At 62.0% G+C, this 23,977-nt stretch carries 25 protein-coding genes, 3 pseudogenes and 2 riboswitches; of the genes and pseudogenes, 5 read left to right on the top strand and 23 right to left on the bottom strand.

Annotation, left to right across the window (positions count from 1 at the left end):
• Positions 1 to 140: pseudogene (locus V8352_RS22015) on the top strand (IS30 family transposase); the annotation flags it as partial.
• A 236-nt stretch (positions 141 to 376) separates the two neighbouring features.
• On the opposite strand, the gene cobF reads toward V8352_RS22015, so the two are convergent.
• The 7 genes from cobF to cbiE form a co-directional block, all read right to left on the bottom strand.
• The gene (cobF, locus tag V8352_RS17340) at positions 377 to 1,117 is read right to left on the bottom strand and encodes a precorrin-6A synthase (deacetylating) (protein WP_336425561.1); all 741 of its coding nucleotides are present in this window, start codon (positions 1,115 to 1,117) and stop codon (positions 377 to 379) included.
• Between the two features lie 64 nt (positions 1,118 to 1,181).
• A complete protein-coding gene (locus tag V8352_RS17335; protein ID WP_336425560.1) occupies positions 1,182 to 1,859 on the bottom strand; it encodes an energy-coupling factor ABC transporter permease in 678 nt (225 codons plus the stop codon).
• A gap of 58 nt (positions 1,860 to 1,917) precedes the next feature.
• Positions 1,918 to 2,100: riboswitch (cobalamin riboswitch) on the bottom strand.
• A 22-nt stretch (positions 2,101 to 2,122) separates the two neighbouring features.
• A complete protein-coding gene (gene cobA, locus V8352_RS17330; protein WP_336425559.1) occupies positions 2,123 to 2,851 on the bottom strand; it encodes a uroporphyrinogen-III C-methyltransferase in 729 nt (242 codons plus the stop codon).
• On the bottom strand, positions 2,848 to 4,161 hold the full coding sequence (locus tag V8352_RS17325) for a cobyrinate a,c-diamide synthase (protein ID WP_336425558.1): 1,314 nt from the start codon (positions 4,159 to 4,161) through the stop codon (positions 2,848 to 2,850). The genes cobA and V8352_RS17325 overlap by 4 nt, the downstream gene beginning before the upstream one ends.
• Positions 4,154 to 4,948, bottom strand: a complete 795-nt coding sequence (gene cobM, locus V8352_RS17320; RefSeq protein ID WP_336425557.1) for a precorrin-4 C(11)-methyltransferase — start codon at positions 4,946 to 4,948, stop codon at positions 4,154 to 4,156. The genes V8352_RS17325 and cobM overlap by 8 nt, the downstream gene beginning before the upstream one ends.
• The gene (locus V8352_RS17315; RefSeq protein ID WP_336425556.1) at positions 4,945 to 5,322 is read right to left on the bottom strand and encodes a cobalamin biosynthesis protein; all 378 of its coding nucleotides are present in this window, start codon (positions 5,320 to 5,322) and stop codon (positions 4,945 to 4,947) included. Before V8352_RS17315 ends, cobM begins: the two co-directional genes overlap by 4 nt.
• Positions 5,304 to 6,509: a precorrin-6y C5,15-methyltransferase (decarboxylating) subunit CbiE gene (gene cbiE, locus V8352_RS17310; protein WP_336425555.1), complete on the bottom strand. Its 1,206-nt coding sequence runs from the start codon at positions 6,507 to 6,509 to the stop codon at positions 5,304 to 5,306. Before cbiE ends, V8352_RS17315 begins: the two co-directional genes overlap by 19 nt.
• Here cbiE and V8352_RS17305 point away from each other — a divergent pair.
• Entirely contained in the window at positions 6,508 to 7,263 is a 756-nt protein-coding gene (locus V8352_RS17305) for a cobalt-precorrin-6A reductase (RefSeq protein ID WP_336425554.1), read from the top strand. The two genes, cbiE and V8352_RS17305, sit on opposite strands and share 2 nt — an antisense overlap.
• Here the strand turns inward: V8352_RS17305 and cobJ are convergent.
• Genes cobJ through V8352_RS17270 form a run of 7 tightly spaced genes read right to left on the bottom strand, consistent with a single transcriptional unit; the run spans position 7,236 to position 15,243 of the window.
• A complete protein-coding gene (cobJ, locus tag V8352_RS17300; protein ID WP_336425553.1) occupies positions 7,236 to 7,988 on the bottom strand; it encodes a precorrin-3B C(17)-methyltransferase in 753 nt (250 codons plus the stop codon). The two genes, V8352_RS17305 and cobJ, sit on opposite strands and share 28 nt — an antisense overlap.
• Entirely contained in the window at positions 7,985 to 8,728 is a 744-nt protein-coding gene (cobI, locus tag V8352_RS17295; RefSeq protein ID WP_336425552.1) for a precorrin-2 C(20)-methyltransferase, read from the bottom strand. The genes cobJ and cobI overlap by 4 nt, the downstream gene beginning before the upstream one ends.
• Positions 8,725 to 9,354 (bottom strand): precorrin-8X methylmutase, encoded by a 630-nt coding sequence (locus V8352_RS17290; RefSeq protein ID WP_336425551.1) that lies wholly within the window; start codon positions 9,352 to 9,354, stop codon positions 8,725 to 8,727. Before V8352_RS17290 ends, cobI begins: the two co-directional genes overlap by 4 nt.
• Before the next feature lie 5 nt (positions 9,355 to 9,359).
• Positions 9,360 to 10,484, bottom strand: a complete 1,125-nt coding sequence (locus tag V8352_RS17285) for a cobalamin biosynthesis protein CobG (RefSeq protein ID WP_336425550.1) — start codon at positions 10,482 to 10,484, stop codon at positions 9,360 to 9,362.
• The gene (gene cobN, locus V8352_RS17280; protein WP_336425549.1) at positions 10,481 to 13,786 is read right to left on the bottom strand and encodes a cobaltochelatase subunit CobN; all 3,306 of its coding nucleotides are present in this window, start codon (positions 13,784 to 13,786) and stop codon (positions 10,481 to 10,483) included. Before cobN ends, V8352_RS17285 begins: the two co-directional genes overlap by 4 nt.
• 4 nt (positions 13,787 to 13,790) lie before the next feature.
• The gene (gene cobW / locus V8352_RS17275) at positions 13,791 to 14,849 is read right to left on the bottom strand and encodes a cobalamin biosynthesis protein CobW (protein ID WP_336425548.1); all 1,059 of its coding nucleotides are present in this window, start codon (positions 14,847 to 14,849) and stop codon (positions 13,791 to 13,793) included.
• A 1-nt stretch (position 14,850) separates the two neighbouring features.
• On the bottom strand, positions 14,851 to 15,243 hold the full coding sequence (locus tag V8352_RS17270) for a DUF1636 domain-containing protein (protein ID WP_336425547.1): 393 nt from the start codon (positions 15,241 to 15,243) through the stop codon (positions 14,851 to 14,853).
• A gap of 93 nt (positions 15,244 to 15,336) precedes the next feature.
• Positions 15,337 to 15,544: riboswitch (cobalamin riboswitch) on the bottom strand.
• 41 nt (positions 15,545 to 15,585) lie between these two features.
• On the opposite strand from V8352_RS17270, the gene cobO reads away from it, so the two are divergent.
• Positions 15,586 to 16,197 (top strand): cob(I)yrinic acid a,c-diamide adenosyltransferase, encoded by a 612-nt coding sequence (gene cobO / locus V8352_RS17265; RefSeq protein ID WP_336425546.1) that lies wholly within the window; start codon positions 15,586 to 15,588, stop codon positions 16,195 to 16,197.
• Between the two features lie 48 nt (positions 16,198 to 16,245).
• Here the strand turns inward: cobO and V8352_RS17260 are convergent.
• Together V8352_RS17260 and V8352_RS17255 are read right to left on the bottom strand one after the other, a co-directional pair.
• Positions 16,246 to 16,557, bottom strand: a pseudogene (locus tag V8352_RS17260) (hypothetical protein); the annotation flags it as partial.
• Positions 16,557 to 17,141 (bottom strand): hypothetical protein, encoded by a 585-nt coding sequence (locus V8352_RS17255; protein ID WP_336425545.1) that lies wholly within the window; start codon positions 17,139 to 17,141, stop codon positions 16,557 to 16,559. The gene V8352_RS17255 and the pseudogene V8352_RS17260, both read right to left, overlap by 1 nt.
• Positions 17,142 to 17,229: 88 nt before the next feature.
• Between V8352_RS17255 and V8352_RS17250 the strand changes: the two are divergent.
• A pseudogene (locus tag V8352_RS17250) lies at positions 17,230 to 18,250 on the top strand (IS5 family transposase).
• A gap of 494 nt (positions 18,251 to 18,744) precedes the next feature.
• The gene (locus V8352_RS17245) at positions 18,745 to 20,301 is read left to right on the top strand and encodes a Fic family protein (RefSeq protein ID WP_336425544.1); all 1,557 of its coding nucleotides are present in this window, start codon (positions 18,745 to 18,747) and stop codon (positions 20,299 to 20,301) included.
• A gap of 158 nt (positions 20,302 to 20,459) precedes the next feature.
• On the opposite strand, the gene V8352_RS17240 is transcribed toward V8352_RS17245, so the two are convergent.
• The 7 genes from V8352_RS17240 to V8352_RS17210 are packed head-to-tail and all read right to left on the bottom strand — an operon-like array spanning position 20,460 to position 23,973.
• Positions 20,460 to 21,188 (bottom strand): cytochrome c biogenesis CcdA family protein, encoded by a 729-nt coding sequence (locus tag V8352_RS17240; RefSeq protein WP_336425543.1) that lies wholly within the window; start codon positions 21,186 to 21,188, stop codon positions 20,460 to 20,462.
• Entirely contained in the window at positions 21,181 to 21,681 is a 501-nt protein-coding gene (locus tag V8352_RS17235) for a hypothetical protein (RefSeq protein WP_336425542.1), read from the bottom strand. Before V8352_RS17235 ends, V8352_RS17240 begins: the two co-directional genes overlap by 8 nt.
• A complete protein-coding gene (locus tag V8352_RS17230; protein ID WP_336425541.1) occupies positions 21,678 to 22,280 on the bottom strand; it encodes a cytochrome-c oxidase in 603 nt (200 codons plus the stop codon). Before V8352_RS17230 ends, V8352_RS17235 begins: the two co-directional genes overlap by 4 nt.
• Complete coding sequence (locus tag V8352_RS17225) at positions 22,277 to 22,717, bottom strand: copper chaperone PCu(A)C (protein ID WP_336425540.1); 441 nt, start codon at positions 22,715 to 22,717, stop codon at positions 22,277 to 22,279. The genes V8352_RS17230 and V8352_RS17225 overlap by 4 nt, the downstream gene beginning before the upstream one ends.
• The gene (locus tag V8352_RS17220) at positions 22,714 to 23,364 is read right to left on the bottom strand and encodes an SCO family protein (protein ID WP_336425539.1); all 651 of its coding nucleotides are present in this window, start codon (positions 23,362 to 23,364) and stop codon (positions 22,714 to 22,716) included. The genes V8352_RS17225 and V8352_RS17220 overlap by 4 nt, the downstream gene beginning before the upstream one ends.
• 56 nt (positions 23,365 to 23,420) lie before the next feature.
• Positions 23,421 to 23,672: a hypothetical protein gene (locus V8352_RS17215; RefSeq protein WP_336425538.1), complete on the bottom strand. Its 252-nt coding sequence runs from the start codon at positions 23,670 to 23,672 to the stop codon at positions 23,421 to 23,423.
• A gap of 28 nt (positions 23,673 to 23,700) precedes the next feature.
• Positions 23,701 to 23,973: a hypothetical protein gene (locus V8352_RS17210; RefSeq protein ID WP_336425537.1), complete on the bottom strand. Its 273-nt coding sequence runs from the start codon at positions 23,971 to 23,973 to the stop codon at positions 23,701 to 23,703.
• Positions 23,974 to 23,977: the final 4 nt, after the last annotated feature.

Raw genomic sequence — 23,977 nt, 5'->3', positions numbered from 1 at the left:
AGACCCGATATACGGTCCTGTTGCGTAACAATGACCGCAAGTCGCGCCCGCTGATGAACGGTCTGATCAATGAGATGTCGCCCCTGCCGACGGAGGCACGGCGCAGCATCACCTTCGATCGAGGGTTTGAATTCATGTCCTGTCACATGTTTCAGGGCGTCTTCCTGCCACCAGCCCTTGCGTCCCAGTCTGTGTGTTTGCTTCGGTGGCCGCTTGCTGGTTGCCTTCGCCGCTCGCGTCTTGGAACCGGACGGTAGGTTCACCCGCTTGCGACCAATTCACCTGCGGCTCGCCTGTGGAAGAAACCTGAACCTCAGGCTCGGCCTGTTCGAAGCTGATGCTCGGTTCGCTGCGCGACAGGTTCACGGTGGCCTGCTCATGTGTCTTTGTGAAGAATATAGGTGTCCATTATCCAACCATGTTTGGCCCGGGCGGCTTTACGGATAGCGATGATATCGTTCGCAACTTCGCCGAGGCTCCCACGGCGCAGGATCTGCTCGGGCATGGCCAAAAATGCACCCCACCAAATGTCGATACCACGCGGATCAAGGTGCTGAAAGCTGCACTCGCCGTCCAACATTACCGCCACGGTCTCTGCCATGCCCGGCCACCCCAAATCACGCAGGCGTCGGCCCGTAGTGACCTCGACAGGACCGTTCACCGTGTTGAGCGGGATCGCATGTGCCGCAGCAAGCGCTTGAATAGCGGTAATGCCAGGTACCACGCGGATCGCTGGCGCGGGTAACAACCGACGGGCGATGCGTATCGTACTGTCATATAGGGAGGGATCTCCCCAGACCAGGAGTGCCACGGGCCCGCTCTGCCATTCTGCGTCGAGAACCGCCTGCCAACGCGCTGCGATCTCATTATGCCACACATCAACGCGCGTTAGATAGGGCAGGGCTTCGTCACGCACGGGATATTCGAAGGTGACAACGCGCGCATCAGTGCCGCTGGCCGCTATAATGCCATGCCGGATTTCAGCCAAATCATTCTTTCCAGCACCCTTGCAGGGTAGCAGTATCACGGTCGCATCTCGTAGCGCCTGCACGCCTTCTAGCGTTACATGCGCCGGACTCCCGGTTCCGATACCGATCAACGAAAGTTCCTGAACCACGTCCTGTCTGCCCTGCCATTCAAGCGCCGGGCCCCTGGCGTGGCCCGGCAAGGAATTTCAGCGCTCAGGCCGCGTGATAGAGCCGGTTTGTCAGCAGCCCCTTGGTACCACTGCCGCGCAAGGCTTTGGCGCCGGCCAAAACCGCCAGATCTGCGATCGGCTCGACGATGACAACCAGCATGTAGGCTGCACCGAAGGTCAGGACCGAAGTCATGTTCTCGGCGCCGACGCCTTGGCCATAGATTGCCCAGAAAGCGACCCATGTCACCACACCGCCTTGATAGACGACTGACAGCTTGAAGACATCCTCATAAGCCAGATCGACATAAGCTCGGTCTTGCGGGATGACGCGCCGTGCCAGTGCGTCGACGGCAAAAAGCGGCACCAGCAGCGTTGTAACATTGACGAAATACATTGGCATGTCGCTCGGCGCAAAGAACATGCCTTGCAACAGCAGACTGCCCCCCAGTCCGATTGCGGCGGGCCCCGCGCCCAGCAGCAGGAACAGCGTCGTTCCAAGAATGAAATGGACCTCCGAAACCCCAACTGCAAAATGCGGCATCAACTCGAAAAAGATAAAAACGCCAACAATCGCCAGAACGGTGCGGGCCACGAAGGAGACCGGATTGTGATGCCGCAGATCGTCTACGATCAGCTTTACACTATAGCCTGCGGCGGCAAGCGCGGTTCCATAGCCGAATACCATTTTTGCGCCATCAACAACGCCGGGTTCAATATGCATTATATGTTGTCCTCAGGATGTCGCCCCTCCGGCGACGTTTTCAGAAAATGAAGGCGCGGGCGCCTTCGGCTTCACGGCAGGTTTCCTGACTCGCGGCTCGGCGCGCTTTGGCCCTTCCCAGCCTTTCGGCCAGTGGCATCGCCATTGCGCTCGCCGCTTACAGTTGCGGGGGCAGTCCGGGTTTTCCACCCGATTCCCATTCAAAGCCACAGGATGTGGCACCGTGGGTGAACGCTACGGGAATTGCTGGCGTCCTGCAAAGGTTAAAAAGGGCCTGAATCGGCGAGCGGGCCATAGAGGATCAGCGCTGGAGCATCACTCATCTCCCCGCTCAGATGCGCGGCCAGCTCGGCAACGCTCAGACGAGTCAGGCGCTGGTTTGGCCCGCTGACATCCTCAGCCAGAAGGGCGGATGTATTGGGCGGTAGGCCATTTGAGAAAAGCGCCTCCAGCAACTTTGGAAAAGTCCGTTTGCCCATGAAAACAACTGTTGACGCGGTGGGGTCGGCTAGAGCGAGAAGGTTAATATCCTCGGGAAGCTGGCCGCTCGCGTCATGGCCGGTTACGAATTGCACGCGCCGGGCGGTCAGCCGCCGGGTTAGCGGGATGCCGGCTGCGGCAGCGGCGGCGATGGCCGAGGGTACGCCCGGTATGATCTCATACGGAATGCCTGCCTCTCGCAGTGCGATCAGCTCCTCTTCTAGCCGCCCGAACAGGCCGCTATCGCCCGACTTCAGACGTACGACGCGCTGGTCGATCTGCGCGTATTCCACCAAAAGCCGGCTGACATGGTGCTGGCGCGGCGATGCCCGCCCGGCGCGCTTGCCCACCCCCACAAGATCCGCACCCGTCCGGGCGTGACTAAGGACCGGCCCAGACGATAAGTCGTCGAAGAGCACCGCATCGGCGCGTTTTAGGCGGTCCACCGCCTTCAGTGTCAACAATTGCGGATCGCCCGGCCCCGCGCCGACGAAGCTGACAAAACCCGTCATGGCGCCTCCGCCGTGATGAGGTGGAAGAACGTGCCCGAAACACGACCGCGACGGGATCCTGTTTCTGGAACAGAATTTCCATCAGCATCTGCGACGGCGGCCAGCGGCGCGTCGGGCTGCTCCAGAATGGTGGAATAGTGATACTCGTGCCCCCTCAGCCGTGCGCCGGGCGCATGGCCAGGCAAGGGCGCACTCAGCGTCGCCTGCCGATAGCCAAGGTGGAACTTGCGTTTCTCGTAGCTGGTGACGAGGCCCAGAAGACCCGCCATCTGATGGCGCGCGCCGTCCTTGTCGATCAACGCCTCGCCCAACGCCATGTAGCCGCCGCATTCACCATGGACAGGCCGCGTTTCAGCGTGGCGGCGCAGGGCGCTGCGAAACGTGTCGGCGGCGGCCAATGTGCCTGCGTGCAATTCTGGGTATCCACCCGGCAGCCAGACGAGATCCGCAGTCGGATCCGGCGTCTCGTCGGCAAGCGGCGAGAAAGGCAGTACCTCGGCTCCGGCCGCGCGCCAGCCCTCGATCAGATGCGGATAGGTGAATGAGAACGCCGCATCACTCGCCAGTGCAATGCGCTGCGCAGGAGGCGGGAGCAAGGCGTCGCTTTGCGGGATCGCCCTTCCCCGCGCCGCCGCCTTGATCGCCGTCAGATCGACATTGTCGCGCAAGAACGTCGCATAGCCCGCGATGGCCCTGGCCAGATCGGGATGTTCGACCGCCTGAATGAGCCCGAGATGCCGCTCGGGCAGGGCAAGATCGCCGCGCCGCGGCAGCGCACCTAGCACAGTCAGACCGGCCTTTTCCATACCCATACGGGTCAGACGCTCGTGCCGAGGTGACGCGACGCGGTTCAGGATAACGCCTGCAAAAGGCAGATCGGGATTATACATCTTGAATCCCAGCGCCGCCGCGGCCGCCGATTGCGCCTGACCGCTGACATCGAGCACAAGCACCACGGGCCAGCCCATGCGCGCCGCCGTCTCGGCGCTGGTGCCAAAGCCAGACTGACCGCGCGTGGCGACCCCGTCATAAAGACCCATGGAACCTTCGCCGATACAAATCTCGGCCCCGGCTGCTTGTGCCGCGATGGCATCCAGCAGGCCATCGCCCATCGCCCATGTATCGAGGTTGAAGGACGCGCGCCCGGAGGCGGCCAGATGAAAGGCGGGGTCGATGTAATCGGGACCCGATTTGAACGGCTGCACCCGGATTCCGTCATCTGCCAGAGAGCGCAATAGGCCCAGCATCACCGTCGTCTTGCCGGTGCCCGAAGCGGGCGCCGAAATCATCAATCCGGGGGCATCAATCATCACCTTCACTCCACTCGGCCCATTGGCTTTCGGCACTTTGCGGCCTGTAGCGCCGGTCGTAATCCTTTGCGTAAAGGCAGCTCTCGGCAAAGCCCTCACCGCCAAGCGCCGGACCAACAAGGATCAGTGCTGTGCGCGTGATGCCCGCATCCAGCCGCCCGGCGATATCGCGCATCGTGCCGCGAATGATGCGCTCGTCTGGCCATGAGGCCCGGAACACGATGGCGACAGGGCAGTCGGCGCCATAGGCGGGCGTTAAGCTGGCGGTCACGTGATCAAGGTTTTGGATCGACAGATGGATTGCCAGCGTCGCGCCCGTTGCGGCAAAATTGGCCAGCGTCTCGCCGCTCGGCATTGACGAGGCGCGCCCCGGCGTGCGCGTCAGGACCACCGATTGGGCCAACCCCGGCAGGGTCAGCTCGGTCCCCAGAGCGGCAGCAGCGGCGGCAAAGGAGGGCACGCCGGGCGTGACCGTCAACGGAATATCGAGGCTGCGCAACCGGCGAATCTGCTCACCCATTGCGGACCAGACGGATAGATCCCCTGAATGCAGCCGCGCGACATCCTGCCCGGCCTCATGGGCGCGCTGCATCTCACCGATGATGGCGTCCAGATCCATCGCCGCCGTGTTCACGATACGCGTGCCTGCTGGGCAATGGCCAAGGATCTGGGTCGGCACCAAGGATCCTGCATAAAGACAGACCGGGCAGGACGCGATCAGATCGCGCCCCCGCAGCGTCAAAAGGTCCGGCGCGCCGGGGCCCGCGCCAATAAAATGAATGGTCATACTCTGTCTCCTTCAGCCATGGCGCAGGTGGCCATGCGGTCGGGTGAAATCTGGCGCGCGATAATCAGCCGTGCACCGGGGCCAGCCGCCGCCAAAGCTGCGGCCTCGGCCACGCTGCCGGTTCCGTAAGTGCGACTGGCAGCGGGCGATTGCGTCGCTGTCTGCTCCGAGACAAGTTGGCTTTTCGGGATGGCGACAATGTCCAGACCAAGCTCTTCCGCAAGCTCGCGCAGTGCGATGCTGCAATCCTTACCCGCTACCGTCGCAAGACGATGCGGCGCACGCCCGCAAGCGGCAAGGGCCGCGCGCAGACTGTCGGCGCTGGCGTCGCGGCGATATCCAAAGCCCGCGACGATCAAAGAATCGCGCTCCATTGGACGACCGGATAGCTGGATTTCCAGCCCGTCCGCGCGCCGATGGGCGCGGCCTGCGCCAACTCGATACGCATCAGATCGCCGCCGTGACGCGCCTGTGCGGCAATAAGAACCGCCTCACTTTCCAGTGTGACCGCATTGGCAACAATGCGTGTGCCGGCTGCCAGATGCGCACCCAGCCAGCCCAGGAGGTCCGTCGAAAGCCCGCCACCGATGAACACCGCCTCGGGGCGCGGCAAATCCGTCAATGCGTCCGGCGCCGCATTCTGCACAACGCGCAGCCGGTCCACGCCCAGCCGTGCCGCGTTTTCGGCAATGCGCACAGCGCGATCTGCACGTGGCTCTATGGATGTGGCGGCAAGGCTGGGGTGCGCGAGTAGCCACTCGACCGCGATGGAGCCCGATCCACCTCCGATATCCCACAAATGTTCGCCCACTTGGGGGGCCAGCGCCGACAGGGTTAACGCGCGGATGGGCCGCTTGGTCATTTGGCCGTCGCTTTCGAACCACGCATCAGGCCTGCCACCAGCCAGCGGCAGTGCGGGGCAGCCCGAAACTTCGATTGCGGCGCAGACGGGATGGGAAAACTGGGCGGATGACAGGGTATCCGCAGTCGCCAAGCTATGTCGTGCGCGGGGCCCACCCACCGCCTCAAAGATATTGAGCCGCGAGGCGCCGAACCCGGTGCTCGCCAGATACTCCGCGAGCGCCGAAACTGCTGCGCCATCGCGCAAGAGCACGATCAGCCGCGCGCCCTGCGCCAGTGCCGGTCGCAAGCGGCCAAGGGGCGCTGCGTGAAGGCCAAGGCAGCTGGTTTGCTCCAGCGGCCAGCCCATCCGCGCCGCCACCTGCGAAAAGATGGAAGGGACCGGAATGGCCGTCCACTCCCCGGCAACGATCTGCCGCGTTATGCTGGTTCCTGCGCCAAACCAGAATGGATCACCCGAGGCCAGCGCTACGGTGCGTCGCCCGCGATACTTCAGCAGCGTTTCGATTCCGTCCGCGAAAGGCACCGGCCATGTCACAAGCTCGGCCTCAACTGACGGCAAAAGCGCAAGATGACGCGGCGCACCCATCACAATTTCCGCCGCGCCAAGCGCGGCAAGGCTTGCGGGCGGCAGGCCATCCGGCGCATCTTCACCAATTCCGACGATGGTCAACCACTGAGCCTCAGGAGCCTCAGACATGAACCCAAACCCCCTCGTACTGGGCGGCACGACCGAGGCAACGGCGCTGTGTCTCGCACTGAGCGAGGCAGGCCTTCGCGGTACCATATCCTTTGCCGGCCGCGTGTCGCGCCCCGTTCGCCAACCGTTGCCACAGCGCGTCGGCGGATTCGGCGGCGTCGAGGGGCTGCTGCGCTACCTCAAGGATCACCATATCAGCCATGTCATTGACGCAACTCATCCCTTTGCCGCCGAGATGAGCGCCAATGCTGTTCTCGCCTGCGCCGAGGCAGATGTGCCACTGATCGCGCTGAGCCGTGCGCCGTGGTGCGCCGGGCCGGGCGACAAGTGGACGCACGTGCCGGATATTGCGGGCGCGGTCGCGGCGCTGGACCGTCCCGCTTCGCGAGTCATGCTGGCCGTGGGCCGGATGCATCTGGCTGAGTTCGCGCCAAACCTGCAGCATTTCTACTTGCTGCGCCTGATCGACGCGCCAGATGCCGCGCTGCCTTTTCCGAGCTGCCAGATTGTTCAGGATCGCGGACCCTTCACAACCTCGGGCGATCTTGCGCTGATGCAGGCGCATCGGATCGAACTGGTCGTCTCTAAAAATTCCGGCGGCGCGGGCGCATTTGCAAAGCTGGCTGCCGCGCGCCAATTGGGCCTGCCCGTCATCATGATAGACCGCCCGGCGCAGCCGGCGCGGCGCGCGGCGCAGACCCCACGGGAGGTGCTTGATTGGCTCAATCATTCCGGGACCGCTCGGGGCGTATAGACAAAGGGCCTGCCCTCACGTTCGATCAACCTCGTTGTCGAATTGCCGACAAGAACTATAGTGCGCATATCGGCCATATCGGCGCGCGCATCGGGCAGTGGCACGATGTGGATCGCCTCTTCGGCTGTCGACACGGCGTGGGCAAATATGATGGGCCGCGCATCGCCGCAAGCCTCGCGCAGCACCTCCAAAGTGCAGGCAAACCCTTCGGGCCGCGCTTTGGATCGGGGATTGTAAAATGCCATGGCAAAATCCGCCTCGACGGCAAGGCGCAGACGTTTTTCGATGAGACCCCAAGGCTTCAGATTATCGCTGAGGTTGATGGCGCAAAAATCATGGCCCAACGGCGCGCCCACACGCGCAGCGGCGGCCAGCATCGCTGTAATGCCAGGGAACACATCAATCTCGAGCGCGCGCCACGCGGGCGGCCCTGCCTCCACCGCCTCGAAGATGGCGGCAGCCATGGCAAAGACGCCCGGATCGCCCGAGGACACGACGACGACGCGGCGCCCTTCTGCGGCCATTTCGAGCGCATGGCGCGCGCGGTCCAATTCGACCCGGTTATCACTGGGATGCAGCGTCAGGCCTGGACGCGGCGCGACCCGCGCAACATAGGGAATATAGCCGACCACATCGGTTGCACGCGCCAGGGCATCGCTTGCTTGCGGCGTCACCAGATCGCCTGCACCCGGCCCGAGGCCCGCAATGATCAAAGATCCTGTCATGGCCGGCGGCCCTGTCCATGGACCAGCACGATCGAAAAATAAGGTGTGACGCGCCCCTCCGCCTCGGCAAGACGCAGCACACTCTGGCCCTCCATGCTGGCATATTCGACCAGCCATGCCGCATCGTATTTGCCAGCGTTGCGCAGGGCCCGGCGCACCTTTTCGATGTTGCGCCCGATCTTCATGATAACCAACGCATCAGCGGCCTCTATATGGCGCGACAAATCCGCCTCGGGCAGCGTTGCCATCAGCACGCTCAGCACATCGTCGCCCCACGTGATGGGCTGACCCGTCGCCGTCCATGCCGCCGACATGCCGGTGATTGCTGGCACCACCTGCACCGGCACCACATCCTTGAGCCGCATATAGAGGTGCATGAATGAGCCGTAGAAAAATGGATCGCCTTCGCACAGGACGACCACGTCCTCACCAGCTTCTGCCAGGCCCTGCAGATGCGCGGTGCAATTCGCGTAAAAGGCTGAAAGCGCGGCGTTATAGCCCGGATCACTCAGGGCAATCTCGGTGGTCACGGGATATTCCATCGCAAATTCAATCGCATCCGGACGCAATAGCCCCTCGACGATGCCGCGCGCCCTGCCCGCGCGGCCCTCCTTGCGGAAATAGGCAACGTGGCGCGCGCCACTTAGCATTCGATGCGCACGCACGCTCATAAGATCGGCGTCACCGGGGCCAAGTCCGACGCCTCGGATCGTCCCAATGGAAGTGTCCGTGCCTCTCATTCCGCGCGGCTCGCGATAGCATTGATCGCAGCGACGGTGATCGCGCTACCGCCCAGCCGGCCCTTGACGATGCAGCAGGGCACCGGCTGATCGGCCCAAAGTGCATCCTTGCTCTCGCGCGCGCCGACAAAGCCGACAGGGCAACCAATGATCGCAGCGGGGCGGGGACAGGCCGGATCCTCCAGCATGTTCAGAAGGTGGAAGAGCGCCGTCGGCGCGTTGCCGATGGCGACAAGCGCACCGGCCAGATGGGGCCTCCACAGCTCCAGCGCAGCGGCTGAGCGAGTGTTGGACATCTGTGTGGCCAGCCCGGCAACCGCTGGATCGCGCAGGGTGCAGATCACGTCATTACCGATGGGCAGACGAGCGCGCGTCACCCCCTCGCTGACCATATGCGCATCGCACAGAACGGGAGCGCCAGCGGCCAGTGCGGCGCGAGCGGCGGAAGCGAAATCCGGCGACATATGCACATGAGCCTCCAGCCCGACCATACCAGCAGCGTGAATCATACGTACCGTTATCGGCTCTTCATCGGCGCTGAAGCGCGCGAGATCGGCCTCGGCGCGTATCATCGCAAAGGATTGCTCATAGATCGCGGCCCCGTTCGTCTCGTAGGTGTAGCTCATCGGGTTCAGATCGCTCCAGCTAGGATGTCTTCGGGGCTTTGCCCGATTTGCTCTGGACTATCCTCTACGCCCCCGCCGCGCACGATGTCAAAGTGTCCATTTCGGCCAATCAGAGTCACATCTGCCGAACGCTGGCGCGCGCAGCCCTTGGCGCAGCCTGAGACATGCAGCGTGCCGCTCATATGCGGCGCCAGCTCGCGCGCAAGGTGGCGGGTCTCAACACTTGCCGATGTGCAAAAAGGCGCACCGGGGCAGGCATCGACGCGCATCAGCGGATCGGCCGGGTTTGTCACGAAGGCGGGCGTGTCCGGCATCGAACCGCCCTCCAGATAGAGCATCCGCCACGGCGTGATGCGGATGGCAGGCAGGCTCTGTTCCGCGATCAACTGCCGCAGCGCAGCAGCATCGACATGGCCAAAGGCAGCACCGATCAGTGCGCCGCCCTGCTGCGCGCCAATACGCGGCGGCGCGGCGGGGGCAAGACTGCGAGCGTTGCACCACTTGGGCGGAAGCGACACCTCGGCCAGAACGCGGACCATCCGGCGTCGTGCCGGCGTGATGCGTGCGGCAAGCCAACTGGCCATCTCCAACAAAGCATCAATCGCATCCGCCTCGCTGACAAGACGGCCCTTTGCGGAGCCATCCGCGCGCAGGATAAGACCATGCACGCCGCGCTCGATCCGAATGTCTGCACTGCTGCTCGTCAGAGTCGGCGCCACGCCGCAATCAACGGCATAACCGACCTTGGCGGGCAGTTCCGGCAATTCACCCAATCGCGCCAGCAACTCTTGGGCGATGCGATGCGATGCGTCCCCGTTCTGCCCGAACGGCGTCATCAGGATGTTGCGCCGTTCTTCCAGCGCCGGGTTCACATCCAGAAGGCCAAGCGCGGAAAGAGACTGAAAAAGAGCGTCGTGATCGCGCTCGGATACGCCCCGAATTTGCACATTTGCCCGGTTCGTCAAGTCCAGATAGCCATGGCCGAACTGCTCGGCCAGATCGCAAAGACCCAGCGCCTCGGGCACGCTCAGCCGTGCCAAACGCGGCCGGACGCGCACCACGAGCCCATCGGCGGCCATCATCGGGCGGAAGGCACCGGGGCACCAGCCCTTGACCATGGGCGCGCTCACGCGTGCCCCACGAGGCTGGCCGTCACCGAATTGCGCCGCGTTTGCCACAATCCTGCGTCCAGCAGCGCGGCAAACCGCGCCTGCATCGCGCGATACGCCTCGGGGTTCGCATCCTCCAAAAAACCATCGGTTTCAGGGTCGCCCAGCGTTGCATCGTGATAAAGATCGAACAGATGCGGCGGCACAGCGCCCGCCAGATGCGCAAAGCTAGCCAGATGCTCAAGCGTTTCCGCAATCTCGGCGGCACCGCGAAAGCCATGCTGTTTCATCCCCTCGATCCAACCACGATTGGCGGCTCGGGCGCGCACTACGCGCGCGATTTCCTCAACCAGACCGCGCGCCCGGGGGCGCTCGGGGTCGGTGTTGTCCAGATGGTAGAGCGCGGCGCTGCCACCCGTCACGACCTGAGCGGCGGCAAATCCGGCCTCATGCCCGGCATAATCGCCCGCCAATAAAAGATCTGTCTCGGGCAGGTCCTGCGCATGGACGAAACCGTCGGCGCGCGCCACGCGGGTGCGGATGCCTTCCGCGTCCTTGACTGCCTCCTCGCCGTCCAGCGCCCAGGAGCTGGCGTTCAGCCAAGCAAGCCCCGCCTTCTCGCGGCCAACCGCACTGTAATCATCCAGTGCGGCGCCCATGCCGAGGCCAAATTGCCCCGGAGCGGGCCCATAGACGCGGGCCAGATCCTCGCGTCCAACATAGGGATTCCACTCTACTGTTTCCTCGCGCGCGGCGAGCACGCGCACGGCCTGCGAAAAGAGCGCCGAAAGGGTCGGGAATATGTCACGAAACAGCCCGGAGACCCGCAAGGTAACGTCGATGCGCGGACGGTGCAATTCAGTCAGCGGCAACACCTCGATGCCCGACACGCGCTCGGACCCTGCATCCCAGATGGGCCGAACGCCCAATAGGTTCAACGCCATGGCAAAATCTTCGCCCGCTGTGCGGATCGTGGCCGACCCCCACAAATCGACAACAATACCCCGCGGCCAATCGCCGTCGTCTTGCAAATGGCGCCGGATCACCTCATCGGCGAGGCGCACGCCCTGCGCATAGGCCGCACGCGTCGGCACTGCCCGAGGATCGGTCGTGAAAAGGTTGCGGCCCGTCGGCAATACATCGCGCCGCCCGCGGTAGGGTGAGCCTGACGGCCCGGCCGCAATTCGGCGCCCATCCAGCGCATCCAGCAGCGACTGCCGCTCGCTCGCCACCGACTGCCCGGTCGCGAAAGGCGCGCCGCCGCGTGGCGCGCGGCCCCAAATATGCAGTCCCTCACCAAACTGGCTTTCTTTGATATCACAGACGAAACGATCAATACGCGTGATCGCCTCGGCGCCGCATCCCGCGCGATCCAAGCCCAGATCCTCTTCGACGCCCTGCGCCTGCGCCTCGTCCCGGATATCGATCTGCAAACGATCGCGGCGACGCGGATCAAGGCCATCCGCGTTAGAGAATTCATCCAAGAGCGCCTCTAGCCGGGCCAGTCGCTCAGGTGTGCCGCTGGCGCGCAAGGGAGGTGGAATGTGGCCCAGCGTTACCGCGCCGATGCGCCGCTTGGCTTGCGCCGCCTCGCCTGGATCGTTGACAATAAAGGGGTAGATCACGGGCAGCGCTCCGGTCAAAACCTCGGGCCAGCAGGTGTCTGACAGCGCGACTGATTTGCCCGGCAGCCACTCCAGCGTTCCATGCGCACCGATATGCACCAGCGCATCCGTCCGCGATTGCAGCCAGAGATAGAACGCGACATATGCATGACGCGGCGTGCGTGTGAGATCATGATAGCTGGCCTCGCGACCTTTGGCGGTGTCGCGTTCAGGCTGCAGCGCGATCCACGCCATGCCGCGCGGAATGGCGGCGAAATGAAACGCGCCATCGCGGGCGTCCGGATCATCCTCGGGCGGGCCCCAAACCTGCGCCAATGCGTCCTGCAATTCCTGCGGCAGCCTGCTCAATGCAGCTTTGTATTCCTCCAGCGGCCACGCCGTGCCACGCGCCAAAAGCGCATCTTGCAGGCGCGCGTTACCCGCTCCGATATCATATCCGGCTGTGCCCAGATCGCTGAGGATTGCCGCGGCGGATTCCGGCGCATCCAAGCCGACGGCGTGGCCCATGTTCCAATCCTTGCCGGGATAGGTCGACAGCACCAGCGCCACGCGGCGCGTGGCGACTGGTGTCCCGGCCAAGCGGATCCAACCCTGCACGCGATCTACAATCGCCTCGATCCGGCCTGCATCGGCGCGGTGAGCAAAGCGGGAGTATTGCAGATGCAGGTCCTTTTTGCCTGGATCCTTGAAGCTTGCGACGCCCCCCATGATGCGCCCATCGACTTCGGGTAAAACAACGTGCATCGCCAGATCCGCTGGCGACAGACCCCGCTCAGCCGCAGCCCATGCTTTGCGCGTCGAAGTGGCCAGTGTGACCTGAAAAACCGGCACCTCCCCCGTATCAAGTGGCGACGTGCCGCTCTCGCCCTTGCCCGAAAATGCGGTTGCGTTGACGATGGCAGCAGGGGCAAGGGCCGCAACCTGACGGCGCAGCCAGACTGCGACCTCCGGCGCCTTGAGCGAGGGCACGAAAAGTGCGACAACATCAAAGCCCCGCACTCCAAAAGCCTCAAAGAGCCCTGTGATGGGGGCAAGATCGGCGGCAACCAGATATGAGCGGTAAAAGACCAGCAGGACGCGCGGCTTGCCCGCGAGAGCGGCAGCGCTTCCTCGGGCCAAAACCGGGCAACAGGCCCCCTCTTCAGGCGTCCATGCGCCGACACTGGGCAGCGATTTTGCGCCGCGCACCGGCCCGGCATACAATCCAGCGGCGAGCGCCAGCTGCGCCAGTGCCGCCTGCGCCGCCACCACCCCGCCGGTGTCGCAGAGATGCGTCAGCCGCCTCAGGGTTGAGGTGGGCACGGTCGACATCTCGTCCAGCCGTGCATCCGGGCGACCGTCGGCGGGCAAAACGGCCAGAGCGATACCCTTTTGCTGTGCCAAGGCGCGGATATGCTGCAAACCATAGGGCCAATAAGGCACGCCGCCGATAAGCCGGATGAGGATGCCCTTCGCCCCGTTCAGCGTCTGCTCAACATAGGTGTCGACCGATAGCGGGTGTTTCAGTGCGACGATATTGGCAAGCCGCAGCGAGGGCAGCCGCCCGTCAGGGCCGCCACCGCGATGCCAGCCTTCCGCGAAAGCACCCAAGTCCGAGTCGGACAAGGACAGCACGACAAGATCGGCGGGATCCTGCCCCAGATCCATCGGCGTCTCGGTCTCTTCCAGACCATGGCTTTCGCGAAAGACGACATGCATCGGTTTACTCGGCGGCCTCGGCGCGCGCTGCCCCTAATGCGGCATGGATCACATCCCGGTCAATGTTCTCATGTTCGGCGATAACGACCAGTCGGCCATGACGGGCCTCGCCTGCCGTCCACGGCCGATCAAATTGGTGGCGCACCCGAGCACCCACGGCCTGCACCAAGAGACGCATCGGCTTGCCGGAAACGGCGGCATACCCCTTGATGCGCAGGATGTTGTGATCGCGTGCCAACCCTTCGATGGCACGGACGAGGTCTGTGGGGTCGGTCAATTCGGGGATATCCACGACGATGCTTTCGAAGTCGTCATGCTCGTGATCGTCAGCCCCGTCATGATGCGATGGGCGCGCGTCGGTATCATCCTCGGCAGCGGCCTCGAGCCCCAGTATGATACGCGGATCAATCATACCTTCGGCAACCTCCATCACTGGAATCGCACGTGGGGATGCGGCGCCGATCACCTCTTTGGCGCGGGCAACGCCCTCAGAACCGGCAAGATCTGGCTTGGTCAAAAGGATGATGTCGGCGCAGGAAATCTGATCTTCGAACACTTCCGACAGAGGTGTCTCATGGTCGATGCTGTCATCGGCAAGACGTTGCGCATCCACTCGCGCCACGTCGGGTGCAAACCGGCCTGCGGCCACGGCCTCGGCATCTGCCAGTGCGATCACGCCATCAACGGTGATCTTCGAGCGGATATCGGGCCAGTCGAACGCCTTGAGCAGCGGCTTGGGTAGCGCCAGACCGGACGTCTCGATCAGGATGTGATCGGGGCGGGGATCGAGCGCCATAAGCGCTTCGATGGTTGGGATGAAATCATCGGCCACGGTGCAGCAAATGCAGCCGTTGGCAAGCTCCATGATATTTTCAGCGGGGCAATCGGGGATCGCGCAGCTTTTCAGTATGTCGCCATCGACGCCCACATCGCCAAATTCATTGACAATCACGGCAAGGCGCTTGCCGCCCGGATTTTGCATCAGCTGGCGAACCAGTGTCGTCTTGCCCGAACCGAGGAAGCCAGTGATGACGGTAACGGGAAGTTTCGCAAGGTCCGACATTTTAGATCTCCAGTGGGGGAATACGCGCAACGCAGTTGCGCTTGATGTGTTCGGGGCGCTGGCGCCAAGGGACCAGCCCGTCAGCGGTGGCATTGTATTGCGCGGCGATTTCTAAGATCGTCTCGGCCTGCGACTCCTCGTCGAGATTGCCATAAATATAGGTCCAGCGGCCCGCGCCGCGTAGAGCAACCGTGCAGCCCTGACTGCAGTTCGACAAGCACTCCACCGCGGTTACGCGCAGCCCGCCCGGCAAGTCCATTGCACCCAGCGTGTCAAACAGCACTTTTCCTGGCCTGCGTTCCTCGTTGGAGATCTCGTGTCCCCGCCTGCACTTCACGCAAACCAGCAATTCGGTCGGGAGGTGCGGCGTTTCAACCTCAGCCTGATCTTTCATAGCCCTCGGCCCCATTTACATGGGACGCGGTAAAAGGTGGCGAGGTGTTCCTGCACAGGCAGGGCATCCCCGACACCGGAGCACCCCGTCCGGTTACGTCGTTACGTGCTGGCAGGTCTCCCGGCTTGCGGATATGGGGCGTAGGGCCCTGCAGCAGATCTGCCTTCCCGGCGGTTGCCAGTGGCGCTGATCGGCCTCTCCGGTCACGGTCGCGGGGGCGGCTGCACTTGACCGTGCCAAAACACGGCTGCACATTCCCTTTTCACCTGTTTACACAGGCACCAACAAGAAGTTTAGGTGTCGCCGAATCTCGCCTGCCTGTCAAGATCAAGGAGCCATCCCATGACAGAGGACCATAATGAACGTCACGCGGAAAAGATGCGTAAAATCAAGGCTGCACGCGACAGGATGATGGAGGGTAAGACCGAGGAAAAAGGCCTGATCATGGTCCATACCGGCGCAGGCAAGGGTAAATCCTCGTCGGGATTTGGGATGATCATGCGCTGCATCGCGCATCACATGCCCTGCGCCGTCGTCCAGTTCATCAAAGGCAATTGGGAAACGGGCGAAAAAACATTCCTGCGAGAGCGCTTTGCCGACGAGTGCCGTTTTTTTGTCTCGGGCGAGGGTTTTACATGGGAGACGCAAGATCGTGAGCGCGATATCGCCGCCGCGCAGAGCGGCTGGAAAATCGCCCAAGAGCAGATACTCGACCCCGAGATTTGCTTCGTCATGTTGGACGAGATCAACATTGCTCTGCGCTACGATTATCTGGATATCGACGACGTGGTCGAGTTCCTGCTACATAAAAAGCCGCGCATGACCCATGTCTGCCTTACCGGCCGCAACGCCAAGCCGGAATTGATTGAAGCCGCAGATTTGGTGACCGAAATGACGCTGGTTAAGCATCCTTTTCGCGACGGGATCAAGGCGCAGATCGGCGTTGAGATGTAAGGGGATGCGAATTCATTTGTGGACTGCTCCTGTTTTGTAAGGGTTAATTTAAGCTGATGTTAATGATCGCGGTTTGCGGCCAATTGTCCGATCTCGACCCGACCTGCCCCTGAACGGATTGCGCGTGTTTGAAGTGGCGTCGATGGCGGAGTGCCGGGCTTTCTGTGCTACGTGTGGTGTCACGACCATACGCCTGAGCGCGGCGACAGAGTCGGCGCTGTCATATCCTTTGTCGGCCTCGAGTGTCAGGCGCCGGGTCGAGCCAGGTGAGTGGCGATTGATCATCTCGAGCGCCGCCTTGTGCTCGCCATGCCCATCGGCGTGGGTCAGCTCTGCCTGCACGACCAGCCCGTTGCGGTTCACCCGTGGATGTTCAGTAAGGGAGGCGTGCCGACATAGACCATCCCGCCGATGTTACGGTGGGCCACGCTTGCCGTTTCGCCATACGGGACCCACCCGCTTTTCGTTGATCGGGCCGATGTGCTCGATACAGCGCGCAAGGGTTGGTTTCGTTCAGCGGCCACCGCAAGAACTGGCGCCGCAGACTTTCCAGCGCGAACGATCTCGTCGTAGTCCTGCTTTGGTGGGGAATAGGCCTGAACGGCAGCCGGTGCTTTGGAAGCGTTGGCTTCGCGAGTTCGTTCGTGCTCACGCTCGATACGTTTGTCGTAGGCACTTGGGCGCGCTACCGGCTCAGGTCGGGATGTTCGGGTTTCGGAACTTGCCTCGGCTTGCGCCTTTGCAGCGACCTTCCGGGACCGCCTCTTTTCCTGCCACCAGACCAGAATAACGGGGACACCAAACGCAAACAGCATCTGGGCGCCAACCGGCCAGCCCTGAAGCATTGTGGTCACCACGACCATGCACAAGAAGAAGTACAGGACGAGAAAGAATGTAATTCGGAAAAACTTGAGTATTGAAGGAACATCTGAAAAACCTCGCACTCTGAGCGGGGTGGGATAGACTGGGTGGGACGATAAAGGATGCCCCGTTATGCCCAAGCAGCCCGCCTTTCCCGGTCTCCGCCATGCGATGAAGAAGAAGCAGACGCGCCGGGAGAAGTTCCTCGGCGAGATGGATTCGGTGGTGCCATGGGCACGATTGCTGACGATGATCGCGCCGCACTACCCGAGGGTCGGACCGAAGGGTGGACGTCCGCCCATGCCGTTGCAGACGATGCTTCGAGTGTATTTCTTGCAGCAATGGTATGCGCTCAGTGACCCGATGGCGGAGGAGATGCTGTATGATAGCGACGCTATGCGCCGGTTCGCCGGGATCGAACTCGGCGACGACCGGATCCCAGACGANGTATGCGCTCAGTGACCCGATGGCGGAGGAGATGCTGTATGATAGCGACGCTATGCGCCGGTTCGCCGGGATCGAACTCGGCGACGACCGGATCCCAGACGAGACGACCATTCTCAACTTCCGTCACCTGCTGGAGAAGCACCAGCTGACCGAGAAGCTGTTTGCTGAGGTGAGTGGCCATCTCGCGGACCAGGGCATCACGCTGTGCTCGGGCACGTTGGTGGACGCCACGATCATCGACGCGCCGTCTTCGACCAAGAACGAAGCCAAGGCGCGCGATCCCGAGATGTCGTCCACGAAGAAGGGCAACGACTGGTATTTTGGCATGAAGGCGCATGTCGGTGTCGATGCGCAGAGCGGGATCGTGCATAGCTTGGACACCACCACGGCCAAGACACACGACAGCCAGGTCTGGGACGAACTGCTGCACGGTGATGAAACGTCGATCTGGGCGGACAAGGGCTATGTCAGCGCCACGCGGGAGGCCGTGTTCTCTGGTCCAGATAAGTTCTGGGGCGTCATGCGCAAGGCGCCGAAAGGCGGCGCGCTTCATCCCATCGACGAAGACATCAACCGGATCATCGCCAAGGTGCGGGCACGGGTCGAGCATCCCTTCCGCGTGCTCAAGCGCCAGTTCGGTTACATCAAGACCCGCTATCGGGGTCTTGCGAAGACCCGCGCGCAGCTGTTCACGCTGTTCGCCCTTGGCAACCTGTTCCTCGTCCGACGAAAGCTGATGGCATGAGGCGGAGTCTGCCCGAAATCAGGGGTTGGGCGCCTCAGGGCTGCCTATTCTGGCACTCCGAGCGCAACATCGGGACTCACCTGCAAAATCAAAGCGCGTTTGCTCCGAAATCGGCGCGGCCGAAGCGGTAGATCAGACGCTCCTGAAGACATTATTAGGAACCCTCTCCGAACCACACTATTTTGCCCGGTCATCATTGCAACGACTAACGCAACGGTTGAAGAGTTTTCCCGTTTGCGCCCCATCTTTGGAGGGGTTCCACACGCGCTATAAAACGGTCCAGACAATTTCCGAAGGCATCGAATCCCAGACCACCTTCCGACTGAGAGCGCCATAGGGTGCTATCGCCAATGAAGTTGGATACACATCTGCTCCGTGAGATCTGCCTATTTTTCACAGAAAGTTCCTTTTCAGGCATACTTTTCATGTGCTAGGAACAAATTTCATGGAGGCTCATCTCTCCAACGAACAATCACGCCAAGGGAACGGTATTCATGCCATCCGACCGAAAGGTATATTTTTCAGGCCAGAGGACCGTTTTTCAGGAACGTCGTCTTCCGGAGCCTGCCACCTTGGCAGGCTACGGCGCACTGATCGACTCCTACAGATTATCTGTGCCCCTGCCCCGCAAACTTTCGGCAACAGGGAACCATCACCGGGTCATTGAGGACGATGCGTGGCGCATCTTGACGCCGCGCCACGCCCCAAGTCCGGACCTCGATGGTCACCTCACGTTCGCGCTCAAGTACGAAGGGCTTGACCTGGCCGCCCTCACGAGGCTGTTCGCGGCCACCGGACCCGACGCCATCGCTGAGATCGTTCGCAACAAACCGACCGGAAGCTACGCAAGGCGTATCTGGTTTCTGTATGAATGGCTGACAGACAGCCGATTGAATTTGCCAGATGCAGAGGGCGGTCGCTACGTGCCTGTCGTTGATCCCGAGCAGCAGTTTGCGACGGAAGGTAAAAACGCGCCCCGATACCGCGTGAAAAACAACCTGCCGGGAACCAGAGATTTTTGCCCGCTGGTCTTCCGCACGCAAGTTCTCGAAGAATTCATCGCGATGGACCTGGCCGGTCGTGCCCGCGCGGTCATCGCAGACGTGCCCCGAGACTTGCTTGCGCGCACGGCCGCTTTCCTTCTACTCAAAGACTCTCGTTCCAGCTACGCGATCGAAGGGGAGCGTCCACCACAAGACCGAATTCAGCGATGGGGCCGTGCAATCGGCGAAGCTGGTCGTCAACCGCTCGACCGCGATGAGCTGCTACGACTACAGCGGATCGTCATAGGTGATGCTCGGTTCATCAAGCTGGGTTTCCGCGATGAGGGTGGTTTTGTTGGCGAGCATGACCGCGAAACAAGGATGCCGTTGCCCGATCACATAAGTGCCCGGCATGAAGATCTTGCGCCCCTGACTGATGGGATGATCGCGTTTGATCAAGGCGCGTCTCGGCACTCTGACCCGATCGTGTCCGCTGCAATCCTCGCATTCGGTTTTGTCTACATACATCCGTTTGAAGACGGTAATGGCCGACTGCACCGCTACTTGATTCACCATGTTCTGGCGGAGCGCGGCTTCAACCCACCAGGCGTGGTCTTCCCGGTGTCTGCCGCGATCTATGAGCGTATCGATGAGTACAGAACGGTCCTTGAGAGTTATTCAGCACGGCTACTGCCGCTGATCGAATGGGAGCCGACGGAGAAATTCAACGTTCGGGTCTTGAATGACACAGGCGATTTCTACCGCTTCTTTGACGCAACCCCACAAGCAGAATTCCTCTATTCATGCGTCCAAAAGACAATCGAAGAAGACCTGCCGTTTGAGACGACCTTCCTTCGAAATTACGATGCATTCCGCAGCCAGGTTGAAGCCATTGTTGATATGCCTGACCGCACCATTGATTTGTTGTTCCGCTTCCTCCAGCAAAACGGTGGCATCCTGTCGCGTCGTGCCAGAGCCAATGAGTTCATGGCATTGACCGACGATGAAACGACACGGATTGAACGCGCATATACTGACGCATTGAGCACTGACCACACCAACGAGTAGCACCCAAACATCCGCAAAATTCAGAAAAACCTGGTGGTTTGGAAACCATTGCAAATATCCCAGTCCCAAAACGGGCTTAACGGGATTATGATGGAGGCTAATGCTGGTGTTGGTGGAAGTCTGATCCCATTGGTAAGAAAAGGATAAACCCCCATCGATCACCCGATCTTTCCCAACACCGGAAACACATCGAGTAACCAGTATGAGAGCGCGCTCAACTGTCCGGTGATCATGGCCAGCCCCATCAGGATCATCACGACGCCCGCCCCCTGATGCAGACGGCGGCCCACACGTCCCGCGCCACGCAAACGACCCGTAAGGCGGTCGGTGAACGCGGCGACGATCAGGAACGGGATGCCAAGTCCGGCGGAGTAGATCGCAAGCAGTGTCACGCCCTGCCCAATCGTTGCACTTGTCGCGCTTGCCGTCAGGATCGCGCCGAGGATTGGGCCGATGCAAGGAGTCCAGCCAAAGCCGAAGGCAAGCCCAAGCACGTAAGAGCCCGTGGGGCGTCCTCCCGGCAGGTCGAGGTGAAACCGCAAATCCCGCTCCATCGCCTGAATACGTGCCGCCCCCAGCATGAAGAGCCCGAACAGGATGATGATCCCACCGCCGAGGAAGTTGAGCTCGTACCGCCAGCGCAGCAATGATTGCCCGAGGGCCGTGGCAGAGGCCCCGAGGATCATGAAAATCGTGGAAAAACCCAGCACAAACCAAAGGCTCAGCCAGACAACCTGGCCGCGGCCCGGGGTCACTGCGCCGCCCACCGAGCGCCCCGCAATATAGGAGACATAGCCGGGCACGAGCGGGAGTACGCAAGGTGAGACGAAAGATATTGCACCTGCAAGAAGAGCCGCAGTCATGCTGATGAGCGAGAGGTCAGCCATGCGAAGCCTCCAGCGTTCTCTGTCGCCACGGCCACCAGCCAAGAGCATAGGAATAGGCCGCAGTCGGAATGACCACCCATTGCAGAACAGGACTCAGCCCTGCGTCGATCACGGGAATGACCGGCATGAGATCGCGGTAAGCCCAGGCTTCACGGATCTCGATGTTCAACCATTCGCTGAAGATCGTGTAGCCGAGACCGAAGACCAGCGCAGCAAGCAGAACACGGGGCGCTTGCGTCTGCGGCCACGTGGGTCGGCCGAGCAGCAGAAGCGCCAGAAAGAAGGTGCTGAGCGTGATCAGGATATCGCCACCGGTGCAGTGAACCGCCGCAAAGACGATCTCCCCCAGCGTTCCGGTCAGCCAGATCGTGTAGAGCGGCATATGCGCGAATTCCCAGATAAGGTGCGCGATAGCGGAGAAGACGAAATACCGGCGCAGCGCGCCCAGCCAATCGCGCGACTCCCCGACATCTGTGAACGGGACTCCTTTCATTGGAAAACTCCAAAGATGCTGTCGAGAAGGCCCGGTTCGGGCGGCGGCGCTGCATTGGTCAATTCGTTGATGTAGAGGATGAGGTTCACATGAGAGAAATCCGCGCCGTGGAAGATCGCGGCGTGACGCCCGCCACGGGCGATGACATGGATCATCGGGGCGTCGGTGTCGCGGCTCGACAAGGCGGCGAAGTCATTTGATACTTGAGGGATACCGCCCTCGATAGAAATCGCGTGCCAGTTCGTGCCGTCCCAGCCCTCTGCCGCAGGACCGACAGTGAGGAAGGTGACCATCTCGCGCATCGGCGTGACGTTCACTCCATCCTGCACCTCGCGCAACAGCGCCTGCTGCGCCTCGCAGGGAGCGCCACAGCCCTCGGGCGCGAAACTGACGACGACGATACTGTCCTGCATGGTGTCGAGCCGCAGTGGCGTGCCATCGGCATCGGTCGCGCGCAGGCGCGGCGTGCGCCGCAAATCAGTAGCCTCGAACGCGGGTTCGCGCGCGGCCATCACCTCGTCGATCCGTTCGCCCGGATGATGCGCGAAGACCGCAACCGGCGACAGGACCAGCACAAGACTGACAAGGATGTATTTCATTCCTCGCCCTCTGGCCCGGTCGCTGCAATGCCGAGAATCTGAATCTCGACCGTGATATCCCCGGCATGCTGGAAACTCAGGGTCAGGGGGAAGGTGCTGCCCTCCTCCAGCTTCGCGACCAGTCCCATCAACATCAGGTGCATGCCGCCCGGGGCAAAGGTGACGGGGGTGCCGGGTTCAATGTCGAGCGCCTCGATATGGTCCATGCGCGCTACGCCGTTCGCGTCCGTCTCAGTGCCGTGCAGCATCACCTGACCTGCGACCGGCGTCCCAAGGAACATGAGCCGATCCGCGACATCGCTTTGCAGTGTCAGGTAGGCGGCACCGGGGCGGTTGGCCTGAATGCTGGCGCGCGCCCACGGCTCGGACACCGTCATTTCGGCGGCGGCGATGGTCGGCAGGGCCGCGCAGAAGGCGGCGAATGCGATGTTTCTCACGAGGAAGATCCTGTCGATTGAATTACGGTCAGGAGATCGGCTGCAAAGGCTTCGGCGGGCGCGTCACCCTCCAGCCAGACGTCGACGAAGCGGCCATCCGGTGCCATGACATAAATGTGCCCGGCATGGGCCATGGAGTAGCCATCGGGCATGCTGGCGTCCTCGGCGCGCTCATACCAGACGCGGAAATTTCCGGCAGCCTCAGCGACCTGCGCCTCGGTTCCGGTCAGGCCAACCATGCGGGGATGGAAGGCCTCGACATAGGCGGCCATGACGTCGCGCGTGTCGCGCGCCGGGTCCACGGTGATGAAGGTCGGCGTCACTTGCGCGGCGTCAGGCCCAAGTTCATCCATGACCTGCGCCATGTAGGCCAGCGTCGTCGGGCAGATATCGGGGCAATGGGTGAAGCCGAAGAACACCATCTGCCACTGGCCGTCAAAACTGTCTGCCGTCACCGATCGTCCGGTATGGTCGGTCAGGGTATAGGCATTGGTGATCGCCGCCTCGCCGGTGATGCGGGGGCCGGTCAGCTCCTGCGGGGTCTGTGCCCGCCAGAAGAAGGCAGCCCCGAACGCGAGCGCGGCAACACCTGTCGACGCCCAGAGAGTGCGGCGCAGGGTGCTTGTGGATATGTTTGTTGTTATCATCGGTTTGCTTTCAGTATGGTCGCGCGGGCCACGTCAGGACGAAGCCCGCGCAAGTGTCACCCTTTTTGCTCAGGCATGCCCTGATGCGGGTGATCAGACATCGCCTGCATCATCTCGGTGCAGGCCTCCATCATCTGCATCATGCCCATCATGTTCTGCATGCCGGACATATCCCCCATCGTGCCGCCACCTTGCATCATCTGCCCGTCCATCGGCGCGGGCGCGGTGTTTTCCTGTGCAAATGTCATCGGGGCTGCGACAAGAACTGCGAACGTGGCAGCGAGGCTCAGTGTCTTGGTCGTTCTCATGGTCGTCTCCTTGGGTAGAGTTGAAAGGTCAGTCCCTCGTCGTGTTCGGCATATCGGCCGGGGTCTTTTCTGCGTCACAGCCCTTGCTTTTGCACATGACGCAGTATCCCGTGGCGCACATCACCGCACAGGGAGCGAGGCCCACGATCACGGGGGCGACACCGATCGCAGCGAGCCAGCCCCAGTTGAACCAAAGGCCCGCCCCGACCGCGATCATCGCCACGATCACGGTCTGACGGCGGCTAAATGGCCAGCGAGCGGGCGCGGCCTGCCGGCGGCGCACAAGAGGTATGTTGGTCATCGTA

Source organism: Roseovarius sp. D0-M9, from assembly GCF_037083805.1.
GTDB lineage: Bacteria > Pseudomonadota > Alphaproteobacteria > Rhodobacterales > Rhodobacteraceae > Roseovarius.
Note: the sequence above shows the minus strand (reverse complement) of the source record. Positions and strands in the feature narration are given on the sequence as shown.

Bases quoted from the DNA above. Each gene is read 5' to 3' on its own strand.
- V8352_RS17335 (WP_336425560.1), bottom strand. From the start codon at position 1,859: ATGCATATTGAACCCGGCGTTGTTGATGGCGCAAAAATGGTATTCGGC.
- cobA (WP_336425559.1), bottom strand. From the start codon at position 2,851: ATGACGGGTTTTGTCAGCTTCGTCGGCGCGGGGCCGGGCGATCCGCAA.
- V8352_RS17325 (WP_336425558.1), bottom strand. From the start codon at position 4,161: ATGATTGATGCCCCCGGATTGATGATTTCGGCGCCCGCTTCGGGCACC.
- cobM (WP_336425557.1), bottom strand. From the start codon at position 4,948: ATGACCATTCATTTTATTGGCGCGGGCCCCGGCGCGCCGGACCTTTTG.
- V8352_RS17315 (WP_336425556.1), bottom strand. From the start codon at position 5,322: ATGGAGCGCGATTCTTTGATCGTCGCGGGCTTTGGATATCGCCGCGAC.
- V8352_RS17305 (WP_336425554.1), top strand. From the start codon at position 6,508: ATGAACCCAAACCCCCTCGTACTGGGCGGCACGACCGAGGCAACGGCG.
- cbiE (WP_336425555.1), bottom strand. From the start codon at position 6,509: ATGTCTGAGGCTCCTGAGGCTCAGTGGTTGACCATCGTCGGAATTGGT.
- cobJ (WP_336425553.1), bottom strand. From the start codon at position 7,988: ATGACAGGATCTTTGATCATTGCGGGCCTCGGGCCGGGTGCAGGCGAT.
- cobI (WP_336425552.1), bottom strand. From the start codon at position 8,728: ATGAGAGGCACGGACACTTCCATTGGGACGATCCGAGGCGTCGGACTT.
- V8352_RS17290 (WP_336425551.1), bottom strand. From the start codon at position 9,354: ATGAGCTACACCTACGAGACGAACGGGGCCGCGATCTATGAGCAATCC.
- cobN (WP_336425549.1), bottom strand. From the start codon at position 13,786: ATGCATGTCGTCTTTCGCGAAAGCCATGGTCTGGAAGAGACCGAGACG.
- cobW (WP_336425548.1), bottom strand. From the start codon at position 14,849: ATGTCGGACCTTGCGAAACTTCCCGTTACCGTCATCACTGGCTTCCTC.
- V8352_RS17270 (WP_336425547.1), bottom strand. From the start codon at position 15,243: ATGAAAGATCAGGCTGAGGTTGAAACGCCGCACCTCCCGACCGAATTG.
- cobO (WP_336425546.1), top strand. From the start codon at position 15,586: ATGACAGAGGACCATAATGAACGTCACGCGGAAAAGATGCGTAAAATC.
- V8352_RS17245 (WP_336425544.1), top strand. From the start codon at position 18,745: ATGCCATCCGACCGAAAGGTATATTTTTCAGGCCAGAGGACCGTTTTT.
- V8352_RS17240 (WP_336425543.1), bottom strand. From the start codon at position 21,188: ATGGCTGACCTCTCGCTCATCAGCATGACTGCGGCTCTTCTTGCAGGT.
- V8352_RS17235 (WP_336425542.1), bottom strand. From the start codon at position 21,681: ATGAAAGGAGTCCCGTTCACAGATGTCGGGGAGTCGCGCGATTGGCTG.
- V8352_RS17230 (WP_336425541.1), bottom strand. From the start codon at position 22,280: ATGAAATACATCCTTGTCAGTCTTGTGCTGGTCCTGTCGCCGGTTGCG.
- V8352_RS17220 (WP_336425539.1), bottom strand. From the start codon at position 23,364: ATGATAACAACAAACATATCCACAAGCACCCTGCGCCGCACTCTCTGG.
- V8352_RS17215 (WP_336425538.1), bottom strand. From the start codon at position 23,672: ATGAGAACGACCAAGACACTGAGCCTCGCTGCCACGTTCGCAGTTCTT.
- V8352_RS17210 (WP_336425537.1), bottom strand. From the start codon at position 23,973: ATGACCAACATACCTCTTGTGCGCCGCCGGCAGGCCGCGCCCGCTCGC.